This is a genomic window from Candidatus Allofontibacter sp., from assembly GCF_038145245.1.
Taxonomy (GTDB): Bacteria; Pseudomonadota; Alphaproteobacteria; order Pelagibacterales; family Pelagibacteraceae; genus Fontibacterium.
This window is the reverse complement of sequence record NZ_JAYQPI010000007.1, coordinates 1-15,925: the sequence shown is the minus strand read 5'-3', so window position 1 is coordinate 15,925 and position 15,925 is coordinate 1. Positions and strand designations below refer to the sequence as shown.

Here is a 15,925-nt window from a genome sequence, read left to right as displayed (position 1 = left end):
ATTGGTTATGACATTCATAAATTAGAAAAAAATTATAAATTATATTTAGGAGGTATAAATATACCATATTCAATGGGCACCGTTGGTCATTCCGATGGCGACCCGGTAATTCATGCTTTGATAGACTCTCTATTAGGTTCTAAAAAACTAGGAGATATTGGAACAATATTTCCAAATAATAAAAAATTTAAAAACAAAAGATCTACATTTTTTTTAAAAAAAATAATTAGTCTTCTTAAAATAAAAAATATTAAGATTAATAATATTGATATTAATATTATTGCTCAAAAACCAAATCTAAGAAAATATAAAAAAATTATAGCGAAAAATCTTGCTAAAATTTGTAATATTAGTGAAAATAAAATAAGCGTTAAAGGAAAGACAACTGATAGACTTGGTAATGTTGGAAAAAATAAAGCTATTGCATGTGAGGTAATATCGTCTGTCTCAAATAATTAATTTTAATAAAAAAATATTTACTTTATTTGGAATTGGATTTTTACCTATTCCTGGAACTATGGGATCGCTTATTGCTATAATAATTTATTATATATTTTATAATTATCTTAATATTATCTTATTTATATTATTTATTATTCTTATTTTTTTTTATTCATTTTATTTTCTAAATAAAACAATAAATCAATCTTTTTCATCTTCTGACCCAAAGGAAGTTGTAATAGATGAATTTATAGGTCAATCATTACCACTTGTTATATGTGAAAATAATTTTTTTTTAGTAATTCTATCTTTTTTATTATTTCGTTTTTTTGATGTTACAAAACCATGGCCAGCGAGTTACTTCGACTCAAAAGTAAAAAATGCAACTGGAGTATTAATGGATGATATTATTGCTGGTATATACACATTTTTGATTATTTATTTATGCATATAAACAACCAATTAAAAAAATTATCTATTATTCTTAAAAAAAAAAAAATTAAAATTTCAGTAGCAGAATCATGCACGGGAGGATTAATTAGCTACAATTTAACAAAAATCGCAGGTGCTTCGAAGTACTTTATGATGGGTGTAGTTGCTTATTCTAACAAATCAAAAATTGACATTCTTAAAGTAAATAAAAAGACCTTGAGAAAATACGGTTCTGTTAGTGCGGAAACGTGCAAAGAAATGTGCAAAAATCTACTTAAACTCTATAAAACAAATATATCAGTCTCTGTAACTGGAATAGCAGGACCAGACGGTGGAACTAATAAAAAGCCCATAGGGCTTGTTTATGTAGGAATTTGTAGCAAAAAAAAGATTGAGATAACAAAGCTAAATTTTAATAAAAGTTTATCGAGAACAAATATTCAAAATAAAACTTTAAGTAAAACTATTAGATTAATAAAAAACCATATTAATATTTTATAGTTTCTTTTGCTCGGAGTTCAAAAGAATTTAAAATTTTTTCAAAACCATAATTAAAAAATTTATTAAATATAATATTAATAATAGGATTTTTTAGCTCGATATCTATAAAAAAAATAACATTGCAAGATTTTTTATCAATTATTTCAAATTCCCAAATATTTAATAATTTTTTTATGTTTCCATTTATTGAAGTTACTTCAATTTTTGAATTTTTATCATCATAAATTACTTTGCTAGTATAAGTATCTCTAAAAGTTTTAAAACCTATTTCTAAATCGGCTGTAATTTTTAAGTCTTTATTATTTTTATCTAATGTTAAAATTTTTGAATTTATACACCAAGGTAAAAAATTTTTATATTCATCAATCTTTAAAACTAATTTTACAAGATCTGATTTAGAATAATTAAATTTTTTTGAAATTTTTTTAATTGGCAATCTAAATTAATTTGTTAATTCTTTTTTTTTTTAAAATATCAAAATCTTCTGACGCATGATATGAAGAACGAGTTAATGGACTTGATGAAACTAATAAGAAACCTTTCCCTTCCGCTATTAATTTGTAATTTTCAAATTCTTCAGGAGTTATAAAATCTTTTATAGGATAATGTTTTGTACTCGGTTGTAAATATTGACCAATAGTTAAAAAATCTACTCCTGCTATTCTCAAATCATCCATAACTTGCATTATTTCCTCTTTAGTTTCTCCAAGACCCACCATCAAACCTGATTTAGTAAAAATTGTTGAATTATAATCTTTAACTTTTTTTAATAAATCTAAAGACTGAAAATAACGAGATCCAGGTCTTACTTTTAAGTAAAGACGAGGAATAGTTTCTAAATTATGGTTAAAAACATCGGGTTTTGCGTCGGCAACTACTTTATAAGCATCGCCCTTTCTTAAGAAATCTGGCGTTAATACTTCAACAGTTGTTTTATTATTATATCTTTTAATTTCAGAAATAACATCAGCAAAATGTTTTGCACCTCCATCTTCTAAGTCATCTCTATCAACTGAAGTTATAACTACATGTAATAAATTTAAATCTCTGACACTCTGAGCAATTTTTTTTGGCTCAAGTAGATCTAACTTTTGAGGTATTCCAGTTTTAACATTGCAAAAAGCACATGCTCTAGTGCAGGTATCACCCATAATCATAAATGTAGCATGCTTTTTACTCCAACATTCATTAATATTAGGACACGAAGCCTCTTCGCAAACTGTAAAAAGATTGTTTTTTTTTAAAATATTTTTAGTTTCAATATATTCTGGAGAGTAGCTTGCTTTTACCCTTATCCATGCTGGTTTTTTTTGAATTGGATATTCAATATTGTTAACTTTTTCAGGGTGCCTAGCTGTCATTTTTGATTAATAATATAAATCTTTTCACCTTTTTTTCCTAATACAAAGTAATCTCTATATATTTCATCAAGATAATCTTTATTTATATTTACTGATAAAAAATTATTCTTTTTAACCAAAAAATTAATTTCTTTACTTATCTCTGAATTTTTTTCTTTAAAATCTTTTAATAAATTCTTTTTTTTAAAGTATTCAATTAAACCTCTATCGCCACCAAAAAAATTAAAAACTATATATAGTATAATTAAAAGTATTATGAAAAAAAATTTTTTTTCAGAAATCGAATTAATCAAATTACTCATTTTAATTTTGACATGTGAGACTTTTTTCCAATCTCCTCTTCTATTCTCAATAATCGATTATATTTAGCAACTCTCTCAGACCTAGCTAACGATCCAGTCTTAATTTGTGAGGATTCGGTTGCAACTGCTAAATCAGCTATAAAAGTATCTTCGCTATCACCGGATCTGTGAGAAATAATTGTACTAAAATTATTTTTTTTAGCAAAATTAATAACTTTTAGAGTTTCTGTAACTGTGCCAATTTGATTTGGTTTAATTAAAATTGCATTAGCAGCTAACTCTTGAACTCCTTTTTTTAAACGAATTAAATTTGTTACAAATAGATCGTCACCGACAATTTGAATTTTTTTTCCTAATTCTTTAGTTAATTTATTCCAAACATTCCAATCATCTTCAAATACAGGGTCTTCTATAGAAACAATTGGAAATTTATTACACAGCTTTTTATAATAATTAATTAATTCCTCTGAACTTACAGCTTTTTTAGTTTTTTTAATTTTATATTTTCCAGAACTGTAAAGTTCATTTGCAGCAACATCTAAACAAATATTAATGTCTTTACCAATTTTTAAACCTGATTTTTTAACTGCTTTAATTATATATTCTATTGCTTTTTCATCACTATCAAATGAAGGCGCAAAACCACCTTCGTCACCAAGATTTGTATTAAATTTCCTTAATTTTAATTCTTCTTTTAAATTTTGAATAACCAAAAAAGACATTCTTAAGCATTCGTTAAAAGATTTTGCCCCATCAGGCCTGATCATAAACTCTTGTATTTGCAAAGAATTATTAGCGTGCGCTCCTCCATTAATTATATTTAACATTGGAAATGGTAATTTGTTTTTATTGTTTCCTCCTAAATATTTATATAATGGAATTTTACTATGTGCTGCGGCTGCTTTAGCGTTTGCAATGGAGACTGCTAAGATAGCATTAGCACCTAATCTATTTTTATTTTCAGTACCATCTAGTTTAATTAAAAAATTATCTATTTTTGTTTGATCAAGAACTGAAAGACCTAAAATCGTTTTATTAATTTCTAAATTTATATTTTTTACAGCGTCTGAAACGCCTTTTTTTAAATAATTTTTACTTTTATCTCTAAGTTCATGTGCCTCATATGTTCCAGTCGAAGCTCCTGAAGGAACTATCGATTGACCTATGGATCCATCAGTTAATATTACCTCGGCTTCTACTGTTGGAAAGCCTCTGCTATCAAAAACTTGTCTCGCTTTAACTTTTTTGATGTATGACATTAACTATTTTGACTTAATTAAATTATCAATTCCTATTAGATCTTTAAGTAAATTTTCTAAATTACTAAGTGGTATCATATTTAGCCCATCAGACGGGGCTTTTTCAGGATTATCATGAGTTTCTAAAAAAATTGTGGAAACGCCAACTGCAACAGCGGCTCTTGATAATGAACTAACAAATTTTTTTTCTCCTCCGCTACTGTCTCCTTTGCCTCCAGGTTGTTGAACAGAATGAGTAGCATCAAAAACTACTGGATAACCAAAATCAGCTAAAATTGATAATGAACGCATATCAGATACTAAAGTGTTATATCCAAAACTAACACCTCTTTCAGTGACTAATATTTTATCATTGCCACTCTCCTCTATTTTTTTAATAACATTTTTCATATCCCAAGGAGCTAAAAATTGACCTTTTTTAACATTAACTACTTTATTTGTTTTAGCAGCAGCAACTAATAGATCTGTTTGTCTACATAAAAAAGCTGGAATTTGAATAATATCTACGACATCAGAGACTATTTTGCATTGTTCTTCGTTATGAATGTCGGTGAGTATAGGAACATCTAAGTCTTTTGAAATGTAATCAAATATAGATAGAGACTTATCAAGCCCAACTCCTCTTTTAGAATTTAAACTTGTTCTATTAGCTTTATCAAAAGAACTTTTGAAAATAAATCCAATCTTTAATCTATTAGTTATTTCTTTAATCTTGGAAGCAATCATGTGACAATGATCTTTACTTTCAATTTGGCAAGGGCCAGCAATTAAAGTTAAAGGGAGATTATTTCCTAAATTTATTTTTTTGATCTTAATAATTTTATTTTTCATAAATTTAAATTTTTATTTTTAATTGCAGCATCTATAAAAGAAATAAATATTTTATGAGGGGAAAACGGTCTTGATTTTAATTCCGGATGAAATTGAACCCCAAGAAACCACGGGTGATCTTTAAGTTCAATAGCTTCTGGTAGTTTTCCATCTGGCGAATTAGCTGAAAATATAACCCCTTTATTTTCTAACATTGATTTATAAGAACTATTTACTTCATATCTATGTCTATGTCTTTCATGAATTAAGCCTCTGTTACCATAAATCTTATAAAGCAATGTACCTTTTTTAACTTTTGCAGGATAAGAACCTAATCTCATTGAACCACCAATTTTATATTTTTCTCCTTTTAAAATTTTTTTTCCTTTTATCCATTCTTCCATAAGACAAACAACGGGATTTTTTGTTTTAGATAATTCTGTAGAATTTGAATCTTTTAGACCTAATAAATTTCTTGAGAGCTCTATAACAGATATTTGCATACCAAAGCAAATTCCAAAAAATGGAATTTTTTTAGTTCTTGCTAATTGTACTGATAAAATTTTACCTTCAACACCACGTTTACCAAAGCCTCCTGGTATTAATATTCCATTAGAATTTCCAAGTTTATTCTCTAAATCTTTTAAATTTTTAATATTAGAAGACTCAATCCAATTAAGATCTAAATTTATATTATTATAAACTGCAGCATGAATTAAGGCTTCATTTAGAGATTTGTAAGCATCTTTTAAATGTGTATATTTACCTACAATAGAGATTTTAATTTCATTTTTTTTACTACTAAGTTTTTTATTAAAAGATTTCCAATTATCTAATTTTGGATTTTTTTTATTAATAATTCCAAAATGATCTAATATTTTTTTGTCTAATCCTTCTTGTTGATATTTAATAGGAACTTCATAAATTGAATTTACATCGATTGATTGGAATACGTTTGATTTTTCGACGTTACAAAATAATGCAATTTTAGCTTTTTCCTCTGCAGGAATTAAACTTTCAGAACGACATAAAATCATATCAGGCTGAATACCTATGCTTCTTAATTCTTTTACTGAATGTTGGGTCGGTTTTGTTTTTAATTCAGAAGCGCTTTTAATATATGGAACTAATGTTAAGTGAATAAATAAGCAATTTTTACTCCCTGTTTCATTTGAATATTGCCTAATAGCTTCTAAAAATGGCAAACTTTCGATATCGCCTACTGTTCCCCCTATTTCGCAAATTACAAAATCTTCATTACTCAAATCACTAGTAATAAATTTTTTTATTTCATCTGTTACATGAGGGATAACTTGAACTGTTGAACCTTTATAATCGCCATTCCTTTCTTTGATAATTATATTTTGATAAATTTTTCCAGTAGTAATATTATCTGACTTTTTTGAATTTATTTCCGTAAACCTTTCGTAATGTCCAAGATCAAGATCAGTTTCTGCTCCATCTTCAGTAACATAAACCTCTCCATGTTCGTAAGGATTCATTGTACCAGGATCTATATTTAAATAAGGATCTAACTTTCTAATTCTTACTTTATAACCTCTAGATTGTAATAAGGTTGCTATAGAAGCAGAGGCTATTCCTTTACCAAGAGATGAAACCACGCCGCCAGTAACAAAAATAAAACGGACCATGGAAGTTCACTATAGATTATTTAGCAATAATCACAAAGAAAATATTGAAAAAATTATTTTGAATTTGGAATTTTTGGCTGGGAACTACTATTCTTATCTAATTGTTCAATCTTATCAATGATAGATTTTTGGGAGATATCTTTTTTATTAATAAGCGTTAAAGAAATACTTGTTAAAATAAATAAAAAAGCAACAATTGCTGTAAATTTAGTTAAAAAATTTCCAGCTGTTCTTGATGACATTAAATTGTCACTATTGCCTCCAATGCCCAAAGCTCCACCATCTGACTTTTGAAGCAATACTGATCCAATAAGAAGTACTGCTAGAGAAATGTGAACTATTAATAATAAAGTCTGCATAAATTATTTAAAGTAATTTTTTATAAGTTTAATAAAACTTGATGCTTTTAATGACGCTCCTCCAATTAAAAAACCTGATATTAAACTAATATTTGCTAATGTTGCAACATTATCTTTAGTCACAGATCCACCATACAACATTATAGGTGAATTAACATTGTATTTTATTTTTAAAAAATTTTTTAAATCTTTATAAACATTGTTTAAATAATTATTCGTGGGAACAATTCCTGTGCCAATTGACCAAATTGGTTCGTAAGCAATAATTAAATTATTAAAATTAATTTTTTTTTCTAAAGAACTTAAAATCTGTCTTTTTAAAATTTTTAATGATAAACCTTTGTTTTTTTGCGATAAATTTTCGCCAATACAAAAAATAACTTTTAATTTATTCTTCAAAGCAACGTTAATCTTTTCTTTTATAGTCTTAAAATCTTCGTCAATTAATCTTTTTTCAGAATGACCAATAATTACATAATTAGCTCCTGATTTTTTTAACATGTTAGCACTTAACTGCCCAGTAAAAGGACCGCTATTAAAGTTAATTTTGCTAATATCCTGTGTGCCAAAATTTATTAGTCTATTTTTGATTTTTACGTGGAAGGAATTAATTAAAGTTGCAGGTGGACAAAATATAATTTTAATAAATCTATTAATTGTATTTTTTTTTAAAAATCTAAAAACTCGCTCTATTTCTTTAATAGAATTATAATTTCCATTCATTTTCCAATTGGCAATGAAATATATAGTTTTGTTCATAAATCAGTTATATCTAAACTAAAATAATCACTTTTTAAAATATTAAATGTTATCATCCTTAAGAAAATTTTCAGAAACAATTTTTGCTAAAATCTTTATTGCTTTAATTGCTTTAAGCTTTGTATTTTGGGGCATAAGTGATTTTTTTAGATCTAACAATAGTAATTCAATTGCAGAAATTGATGGTGAAGAAATATCTATTAATCAATTTTTATTCGAATTTAATAAAATAATTAGAAACAATAATATTCAATCTGAAAAAATAGCAATTAATAATAATATCCACCTACTTGCTATATCTAATATTGTGTCAGATAAACTTCTAAAAATTCATGGAAAAAATATAGGAGTTAATATTAATGATGTAACGATAGCTATACAAATAAAAAATAGTAATGAATTTAAAGATAAAGAAACTTTTTCAAGAACAAAATATGAAAAGTTTTTACTAGAAAGAAATATAAACTCAAAAATTCTTGAAGAACAAATTAATAAAAATCTTAAAAGGAAAATAATTACAGAGTCAGTTACAGGATATGTGCCAAGTAACAAAAAAATTTCTCAAGAGATTGCAAAAATTAAAATAAATATTTTATACGAAGCCTATCTTAAAAAAAAGTACAAAATTATTATTAATGAAAAGCTATTAAATAATTATCTAAAAAACATTTAAAATGATATTTAGTACTTTTAATGAATTTAAAAAAAATTTTACAAAAAGAAATTTTTCGCAAATATATGCAATTAAAAATAATCCTAAATTAGAAACAATTGAAAAATTAATTGAAATAGTTTCGCTAAGTAAAGATAGTTTTATATTTGAATCTGTTGAAAAAGTTAAAATAAGAGGTCGGTATACTATATTTGGTTTTAATCCAGATCTTGTAGTTGAAACAGATAAAAACCAAGTAATTCAAATTTTAAATAATAAAAAAAAATTAATAAAGGCAAATCCTTATAATTATTTAAATAAATTAATTAAAAATTTTCATTTTAAAACTTCAAAAAAACTGCCTTTAATGTCTGCAATGTTAGCAGGTTATTTTGGATATGACATAATTAGATTTAAAGAAAAAATTCCTAATAGTTGCAAAAATGATTTAAAAATTCCTGATGTCAAATTAATAAGACCGCAATTAATAATTATTCATGATAATGAAAAAAATAAAATTTTTTTTATACAAAATATTTACGACCTAAAAAAAACTAAAAATCTTAAAAAATTATATCTACTTAAATGTGATGAAATAAATAAATTTGTTACTAAAATTAATAATATTTTTAATTTAAATGAATATTCAAATAAAACGAACAACAAAAAAAATAATAAAATTAAAAGCAATATCACTAAAAATGCATTCTTAAATTCTATATCTAAAGCAAAAAATTTAATTAATAATGGTGAAATATTTCAGGTAGTTTTAAGTCAAAGATTTGAAAGCAAATTATGTAAAACTCCTATAAGTTTTTATAAAAAATTAAGAATATTGAATCCTTCACCATTTATGTTTTTTTTTAATTTCAATAAATTTAAAATAGTAGGTAGTAGTCCTGAAATATTAGTTAGAGTTAGAAATAATAAAATAACTATTAGACCTATCGCAGGAACAAGACCAAGGGGTAAAAATTTTAAAGAAGATATTAAGTTACAAAAAGAACTTTTAAATGATAAAAAAGAGATATCAGAACATCTTATGTTACTTGATCTAGGACGCAACGACGTTGGGAAAGTTTCAAAAATTGGAACTGTAAAAGTTGATCAAAAATTTAAAATTGAAAAATATTCACATGTTATGCATATCGTTTCAAATGTTATTGGAGATTTTGATAATAAAAATTCACTATTGGATACATTATTTTCAGGTTTTCCAGCGGGTACTGTTTCTGGTGCGCCAAAAATAAGAGCGATGGAAATTATTGATAATTTAGAAATATCCAAAAGAAAATTATATGCGGGGGGTATTGGATACTTCACGCCTAATAATGAAATGGACACATGTATTGCTTTGAGAACTGCTTTAATTATTGATAATAAAATTTATGTACAATCTGGTGCTGGAATTGTTGCAGATAGCGTTCCTTTAAATGAATATAATGAAACAGTTAATAAAGCCAAAGCATTATTTGAAGCCGCTAATTAAATGAAAAAAATTCTATTAATAGATAATTATGATAGTTTTACCTACAATATTTTTCATTCACTTTCTAAAATAGGTTCAAAAGTTGAAGTTTATAGAAATGATAAGATTTCAATAGATCAAATTTCCAAAAATAAATTTGATAAGATTGTTATATCTCCTGGTCCAGGTCATCCTAATAGTTCTGGTATCTGTATTGATTTAATTAAAAATTTTTACAAAAAAGTTCCTATTCTGGGAATTTGTCTAGGGCATCAAATTATAGGAGCAGCTTTTGGTGCAATAATTAAAAGAGCAAAGATTATTATGCATGGAAAATTAAGTAAAATTATTCATAATGATTCAAAAATTTTTAAAAAAATTCCTAAAAATTTTTACGCAACACGATATCATAGTCTTATAATTGACCAAAAAACTCTTAGTGAAGATTTTGAAATCTCTGCTAAAACAGAAGATAATGTTATTATGGCCATTAATCATAAAAAATATCATCTTTATGGAGTTCAATTTCATCCTGAAAGTATTAAAACAAGTTTTGGAAATATAATCTTTAAAAACTTTTTAAAAATTAAATGATACTGAAAAATTTAGTAAATAAATTAATTATTGATGAAGAATTATCTAATTCAGAACTAAATTTTTTATTTAATAAAATTATTAATGCAGAAATCAATGAAAATTTAATCTCTGCTATCCTAACTTTGATATCTAAAAATGGATTTAACTATAAAAATATCTTAACAGCCGCAAAAATCTTAAGAAAAAAATTAATTAAAGTAAAAGTCCCCAAAAATTCTATAGATACTTGTGGTACCGGCGGTGATGGTAAGCATACTTTAAATGTTTCAACTGCGGCCGCTATCGTATTGGCAGGTTTAGGCGTTAATGTTGTAAAGCATGGAAATAGATCAATTACCTCAAAATGTGGATCAGCAGATGTTTTAGAAAAACTTGGAATAAATATTTTAGATAGTAAAAAAAAATTAGAAAAAAAAATAAAAAAAGAAAATTTTATTTTTTTATTTGCGCCTGCATATCATTTGGCAATGAAAAATGTTGCTTCTGTTAGAAAAAATCTTCCTTTTAAAACAATCTTTAATCTTTTAGGTCCTTTAATAAATCCAGGACTGGTTAAAAGACAAATTATTGGAATTTTTGATAAAAACTTATTGATTCCATATATAAATGTTTTAAAAAATTTAGGTCATAAAAAAGCATGGGTATTTCATAGTCAAGATGGTTTAGATGAAATATCAATTTTTAATAAAACAAAAGTTTATGAATTAAATAATAAAAAAATCAAAAGCTTTATTATTAATCCAAAATCTTTAATTAAAAAAAAATATAACTTTAGATCTATTCTTGGAAAAGATGCAAATTACAACAGTAAAAAAATAATAGAAATTTTTAAAGGGAAGCATAATGCTTTTTTAGAAATTGTAGCTTTAAATGCTGCTGCGGGGTTAATAATATCAGAAAAAGAAAATAATTTAGCAAAAGCTTACTATAAAGCAAAAAATTACTTACTTACTGGAATGGCTATACATAAAATTAATCAATTATCTAAATAATGAATATTTTAGAAAAAATTATTAATTATAAAAAAAAAAAGATTATTTTAGATAAAAAAAATAAAAGATTGTTTTTAACTAGTAATAAAGCATCTTTATTTAAATCAAAAATTTTAAATAATATTAAAAATAATAAAATTTCAATTATTGCTGAACTTAAAAAAGCTAGTCCATCTAAAGGAATTTTAAAAAAAAATTTTAATCCTATTAATATTGCAAAACAATATATTGAAGGTGGCGCTACTTGTTTATCTGTACTAACTGAAGATAAATTTTTTTTAGGAAATAAAAATTATATTAAACAAATTAAAAAAAAATATAATATTCCAATTTTAGCTAAAGATTTTTTTATTGATCCTTTTCAAATTTATAATGCAAAACTTTATGGAGCAGATTGCATTATAATTTTATTATCCGCTACAAAAAATAAACTTGCAAAAGAATTATATGATGTTGCAAATAAATGTAAAATGGACACAATAGTTGAGGTTCACTCTTTTAAAGAGATGAAATTTGCTTTAAGTTTAAAAAAAAGTATCATTGGAATAAATAACCGTAATTTAAAAACTTTTGCAACAGATACAAATACTACGATTAACCTTTATAAAAAATTTAATTTAAAGAATCGTATAATTGTATCTGAAAGTGGCATTAATTCTAAAAATGACATTTTGAAAATTTGCAAAAAAACAAATATTAGAACTTTCTTAATTGGCGAATCATTAATGAAATCCAATAATATTAAAAACAAATTAAGATCTTTTCTTTAAAATATACATATATTTCAATGCTTTATTAGAGTTGTATAGTAATAAGAACTTAAATAGAACGATAACTGTTTAGGTTTTGTTCTATGCTAACTAAAAAACAAAAAAATTTATTAATTTTTATAAATGAAAAATTAAAACGCACGGGCATATCTCCGTCTTACGACGAAATGCGTATGTCATTAAATCTTAAATCTAAATCTGGAATTCATAGACTTATTTCAGCCCTTGAAGAAAGAGGATTTATTAAAAGACTACCTCACAAAGCAAGAGCGCTTGAAGTTATTAAACTTCCTGAAAATGCTGGAGCGCAGGATTTATACAATAATTTTTCTCCAAAAATTATCAAAGGTGGTTTAGATCTTAATAAAATTGACAACGAAGAGGTTTTTGTTCCTGTTCTTGGTAAAATAGCAGCGGGTGCCCCTATTGAAGCTTTAGAAAATCAAACTGAAAGTTTACCATTATCAAAAAATTTTTTAGGATCTAATGAGTATTTTGCATTAAAAGTTGAGGGAGATTCTATGATAGATGCAGGAATTAACACTGGAGATTATGTAATAATTAAAAAAACTAATATAGCTGAAAGTGGAAAGATAGTAGTGGCATTAATTGACGATCATGAAGCAACTTTAAAAAGAATGCGAAAAAAAGGACCTTCAATCGCTTTAGAAAGTGCAAATCCTGCTTACGAGACAAAAATTTACAACACCGAAAGAGTAAAAATTCAAGGTGTTTTGGCCTCTTTATATAGAAAATTTTAATTTACTAATTTAAATAAATAATATTAGTTCTGTTATCTCATGAACTAATGAATAATATTCAAAAAATTATAACTCGTTTTGCACCCTCTCCAACAGGAAATTTACACATAGGAGGAGCAAGAACAGCTCTATTTAATTGGTTATTTTCAAAGAACCAAAAAGGTAAATTCTTATTAAGAATAGAGGACACAGATATTCAAAGATCAAAAAATGAATATTACGATCAAATTTTATCGACTCTAAAATGGTTAGAAATAAATTATGATGGAGAACCGTATATTCAATCAAAGAATATAGAATCTCATATAAATATAGCTAATATTCTATTAAAAAATGAACATGCATATAAATGCTATTGCACTGAACAAGAATTAGAGGAAGAAAAAAGATTATGTTTAGAAAAAAAAATTCCTTACACCTATAGTAGAAAATGCAGGAATATCTTTGAAGATATTAAAAACAAACCTTTTGTAATTAGATTTAAATCAAAAATTGAAGGAAAAACTATACTTAAAGATTTAGTTCAAGGAAATGTTGAAATAAATAACAACACAATAGAAGATTTTGTAATTTTAAGAAAAGATAATAAACCTACTTATAATTTATCAGCAGCAGTTGATGATTACCAAATGCGGATTTCTCACGTAATTAGAGGTGATGATCATAAAATAAATGCATTTAAACAAATTCAAATATTTGAGTGCATGAAATGGAATATACCTGAATATGCACATATTCCTCTTATACATTCAAAGGAAGGAAAAAAATTATCAAAAAGAGATGATGCATCAACCGTTGAAGACTACAAAAAAATAGGTATTCTACCAGAAGCATTAAGAAACTACTTATTAAGGCTAGGCTGGTCTTATAAGGATAAAGAAATCTTTACAGAAGAGGAAAGTATAGAACTTTTTAACTTAAAAAATATTGGAAAATCTCCTTCTAAATTAGATTTTGACAGAATTAAATCGATCAATGAGTTTTATATAAAGTCTACTAAAGATGAAAATTTGATAGATAAATTAATTAGCTATGCAGAGATATATAAAACAAAGATACCAGTGCAATTTCATGAAACTATTAAAAAAAATTTATTTTTCTTAAAACACAAATCAAAATCACTGGAAGATATATATAATAATTCAAAATATATATTTTCTTATGTACTAGTAGAAAATGAAATAAAAAAAATTGATAAGTCTAAATTAACAATACTTAAAAATATTCTTTTTTTAATAAAGAAAGAAAAAAGTGTTAAAAAAGATTTTTTACAAAATATTTTTGATAAAATTATAGAAAATGAAAAAATTAAATTTAAAGATATTGGACAGCCTCTCAGAATTATATTAACAGGCTCTGAATATGGTCCAGCTATTTATGATATAGCAAGTTCACTAGGTTTTAATGAGTTTATAAATAGATTAGAATTATTCTTTGAAAAAATAGACAAAAATATTAAAAACTGATAACTAAATTTTATGACTGATAAATGTTTTATTGAAATCGATGGAAAAAAACATGAACTACCACTTAGAAAAGGTACCATCGGTCCTTCAGTAATAGATGTTCGTGATCTTTATAAAAATACAGGTCATTTTACTTTTGATCCTGGTTTTACTTCGACTGCAAGTTGTCAGTCTAATATCTGTTACATTGATGGTGATAAGGGAACTCTTTTGTATAGAGGTTATGAAATTGAAAAATTATCAGAAAAAAGTTCATTTTTAGAAGTTGTTTATCTATTAATCAAAGGTGAATTGCCAACTAAAGACCAGTACAACGAATTTTCTACTGCAATTAAAAATCACACTATGGTTCATGAACAAATAAGGTCTTTTTATAATGGATTTAGACGTGGTGGCCATCCGATGGCTATGATGTTAGGCATTGTTGGAGCCTTATCTGCTTTTTATGCAGACTCAGCAAATGTAAATGATCCAAAGGAAAGAGAAATATCAGCAAGAAGAATGATAGCTAAAGTTCCAACTTTAGCTGCTATGGCTTACAAATACTCAATTGGCCAACCCTTTGTATATCCTGATAACGAATTAAATTATTGTGAGAATTTTCTAAATATGTGTTTTTCTGTACCTACACAAAAATATAAAGTTAACAAAACAATCTCTAATGCACTAGAAAAAATATTTATACTCCATGCAGATCATGAACAAAATGCTTCTACTTCAACAGTTAGGCTTTCTGCTTCTTCAGGCGTAAATCCTTTTGCATCAATAGCTGCTGGCTTTTCAGCGCTATGGGGTCCATTACATGGCGGAGCTAACGAGGCTGCTCTAAATATGCTAAAAAAAATTGGTAGTGTAAAAAATATTCCAGAATTTATAAAACGAGCAAAAGATCCTAATGACAATTTCCGATTAATGGGATTTGGTCATAGAGTTTATAAAAATTATGATCCAAGAGCTAAGGTGATGCAAAAAGCATGCCATGAAGTACTTGAGGTTATGGGTAAAAAAGATGATGAGTTGTTAAAAATAGCTATTGAACTTGAAAAAATTGCATTAAATGACGATTATTTTGTTAAGAAAAAGTTATATCCAAACATAGATTTCTATTCTGGAATAACTTTAAGCGCTATGGGCTTTTCTACTGAGATGTTTGTCGTTTTATTTGCAGTCGCTCGAACAGCTGGATGGATAGCTCACTGGAAAGAAATGTATTTAGATGAATCAAATAAACTAAGTAGACCTAGACAGTTATATATTGGCGAAATTAAAAGAGACTTTGTAGATATTTCCAAAAGATAGTTTTAATCAATTAAATAATTAGAAATTTTATCAAGACTATTTGG

At 25.7% G+C, this 15,925-nt stretch carries 19 protein-coding genes; 11 read left to right on the top strand and 8 right to left on the bottom strand.

Annotated elements, in window-relative coordinates; all coding sequences use genetic code 11:
• The 3 genes from ispF to AC8IGH_RS02250 form a co-directional block, all read left to right on the top strand.
• On the top strand, nt 1-459 hold a 459-nt coding region (gene ispF, locus AC8IGH_RS02260; RefSeq protein ID WP_507419096.1), incomplete at its 5' end, for a 2-C-methyl-D-erythritol 2,4-cyclodiphosphate synthase.
• A gap of 58 nt (nt 460-517) precedes the next feature.
• A complete protein-coding gene (locus AC8IGH_RS02255) occupies nt 518-895 on the top strand; it encodes a phosphatidylglycerophosphatase A family protein (protein WP_507419095.1) in 378 nt (125 codons plus the stop codon).
• Nucleotides 886-1,374 (top strand): CinA family protein, encoded by a 489-nt coding sequence (locus tag AC8IGH_RS02250; RefSeq protein ID WP_507419094.1) that lies wholly within the window; start codon nt 886-888, stop codon nt 1,372-1,374. Before AC8IGH_RS02255 ends, AC8IGH_RS02250 begins: the two co-directional genes overlap by 10 nt.
• Here the strand turns inward: AC8IGH_RS02250 and AC8IGH_RS02245 are convergent.
• The 8 genes from AC8IGH_RS02245 to tpiA are packed head-to-tail and all read right to left on the bottom strand — an operon-like array spanning nt 1,361 to nt 7,876.
• Nucleotides 1,361-1,810 (bottom strand): type II toxin-antitoxin system RatA family toxin, encoded by a 450-nt coding sequence (locus tag AC8IGH_RS02245; protein WP_507419093.1) that lies wholly within the window; start codon nt 1,808-1,810, stop codon nt 1,361-1,363. The genes AC8IGH_RS02250 and AC8IGH_RS02245 overlap by 14 nt on opposite strands.
• A 1-nt stretch (nt 1,811) precedes the next feature.
• Nucleotides 1,812-2,735 carry a lipoyl synthase gene (gene lipA, locus AC8IGH_RS02240; RefSeq protein ID WP_507419092.1) on the bottom strand — a complete coding sequence of 308 codons (924 nt, stop codon included), beginning with the start codon at nt 2,733-2,735 and terminating at the stop codon, nt 1,812-1,814.
• Nucleotides 2,732-3,037, bottom strand: coding sequence for an FtsB family cell division protein (locus AC8IGH_RS02235; protein ID WP_507419091.1), 306 nt, complete (start codon nt 3,035-3,037; stop codon nt 2,732-2,734). The genes lipA and AC8IGH_RS02235 overlap by 4 nt, the downstream gene beginning before the upstream one ends.
• The gene (gene eno / locus AC8IGH_RS02230) at nt 3,034-4,296 is read right to left on the bottom strand and encodes a phosphopyruvate hydratase (protein ID WP_507419090.1); all 1,263 of its coding nucleotides are present in this window, start codon (nt 4,294-4,296) and stop codon (nt 3,034-3,036) included. The genes AC8IGH_RS02235 and eno overlap by 4 nt, the downstream gene beginning before the upstream one ends.
• Before the next feature lie 3 nt (nt 4,297-4,299).
• Nucleotides 4,300-5,127, bottom strand: coding sequence for a 3-deoxy-8-phosphooctulonate synthase (gene kdsA / locus AC8IGH_RS02225; protein ID WP_507419089.1), 828 nt, complete (start codon nt 5,125-5,127; stop codon nt 4,300-4,302).
• The gene (gene pyrG / locus AC8IGH_RS02220; RefSeq protein WP_507419088.1) at nt 5,124-6,758 is read right to left on the bottom strand and encodes a CTP synthase; all 1,635 of its coding nucleotides are present in this window, start codon (nt 6,756-6,758) and stop codon (nt 5,124-5,126) included. Before pyrG ends, kdsA begins: the two co-directional genes overlap by 4 nt.
• Before the next feature lie 53 nt (nt 6,759-6,811).
• A complete protein-coding gene (secG, locus tag AC8IGH_RS02215; RefSeq protein ID WP_507419087.1) occupies nt 6,812-7,117 on the bottom strand; it encodes a preprotein translocase subunit SecG in 306 nt (101 codons plus the stop codon).
• A 3-nt stretch (nt 7,118-7,120) separates the two neighbouring features.
• Complete coding sequence (tpiA, locus tag AC8IGH_RS02210; protein WP_507419086.1) at nt 7,121-7,876, bottom strand: triose-phosphate isomerase; 756 nt, start codon at nt 7,874-7,876, stop codon at nt 7,121-7,123.
• 46 nt (nt 7,877-7,922) lie between these two features.
• On the opposite strand from tpiA, the gene AC8IGH_RS02205 reads away from it, so the two are divergent.
• The 8 genes from AC8IGH_RS02205 to gltA all read left to right on the top strand — a co-directional run bounded on the left by AC8IGH_RS02205 (nt 7,923) and on the right by gltA (nt 15,881).
• Nucleotides 7,923-8,549: a SurA N-terminal domain-containing protein gene (locus tag AC8IGH_RS02205; protein ID WP_507419085.1), complete on the top strand. Its 627-nt coding sequence runs from the start codon at nt 7,923-7,925 to the stop codon at nt 8,547-8,549.
• A 1-nt stretch (nt 8,550) separates the two neighbouring features.
• Nucleotides 8,551-10,017, top strand: coding sequence for an anthranilate synthase component I (trpE, locus tag AC8IGH_RS02200; RefSeq protein WP_507419084.1), 1,467 nt, complete (start codon nt 8,551-8,553; stop codon nt 10,015-10,017).
• Nucleotides 10,018-10,590: an anthranilate synthase component II gene (locus tag AC8IGH_RS02195; RefSeq protein ID WP_507419083.1), complete on the top strand. Its 573-nt coding sequence runs from the start codon at nt 10,018-10,020 to the stop codon at nt 10,588-10,590.
• Nucleotides 10,587-11,585: an anthranilate phosphoribosyltransferase gene (gene trpD, locus AC8IGH_RS02190; protein ID WP_507419082.1), complete on the top strand. Its 999-nt coding sequence runs from the start codon at nt 10,587-10,589 to the stop codon at nt 11,583-11,585. Before AC8IGH_RS02195 ends, trpD begins: the two co-directional genes overlap by 4 nt.
• The gene (gene trpC / locus AC8IGH_RS02185; RefSeq protein ID WP_507419081.1) at nt 11,585-12,355 is read left to right on the top strand and encodes an indole-3-glycerol phosphate synthase TrpC; all 771 of its coding nucleotides are present in this window, start codon (nt 11,585-11,587) and stop codon (nt 12,353-12,355) included. The genes trpD and trpC overlap by 1 nt, the downstream gene beginning before the upstream one ends.
• Before the next feature lie 83 nt (nt 12,356-12,438).
• Nucleotides 12,439-13,116, top strand: a complete 678-nt coding sequence (gene lexA, locus AC8IGH_RS02180) for a transcriptional repressor LexA (protein ID WP_507419080.1) — start codon at nt 12,439-12,441, stop codon at nt 13,114-13,116.
• Nucleotides 13,117-13,163: 47 nt separating this feature from the next.
• Nucleotides 13,164-14,582 carry a glutamate--tRNA ligase gene (gene gltX, locus AC8IGH_RS02175; protein ID WP_507419079.1) on the top strand — a complete coding sequence of 473 codons (1,419 nt, stop codon included), beginning with the start codon at nt 13,164-13,166 and terminating at the stop codon, nt 14,580-14,582.
• Between the two features lie 12 nt (nt 14,583-14,594).
• Nucleotides 14,595-15,881 carry a citrate synthase gene (gltA, locus tag AC8IGH_RS02170; RefSeq protein WP_507419078.1) on the top strand — a complete coding sequence of 429 codons (1,287 nt, stop codon included), beginning with the start codon at nt 14,595-14,597 and terminating at the stop codon, nt 15,879-15,881.
• Nucleotides 15,882-15,925: the final 44 nt, after the last annotated feature.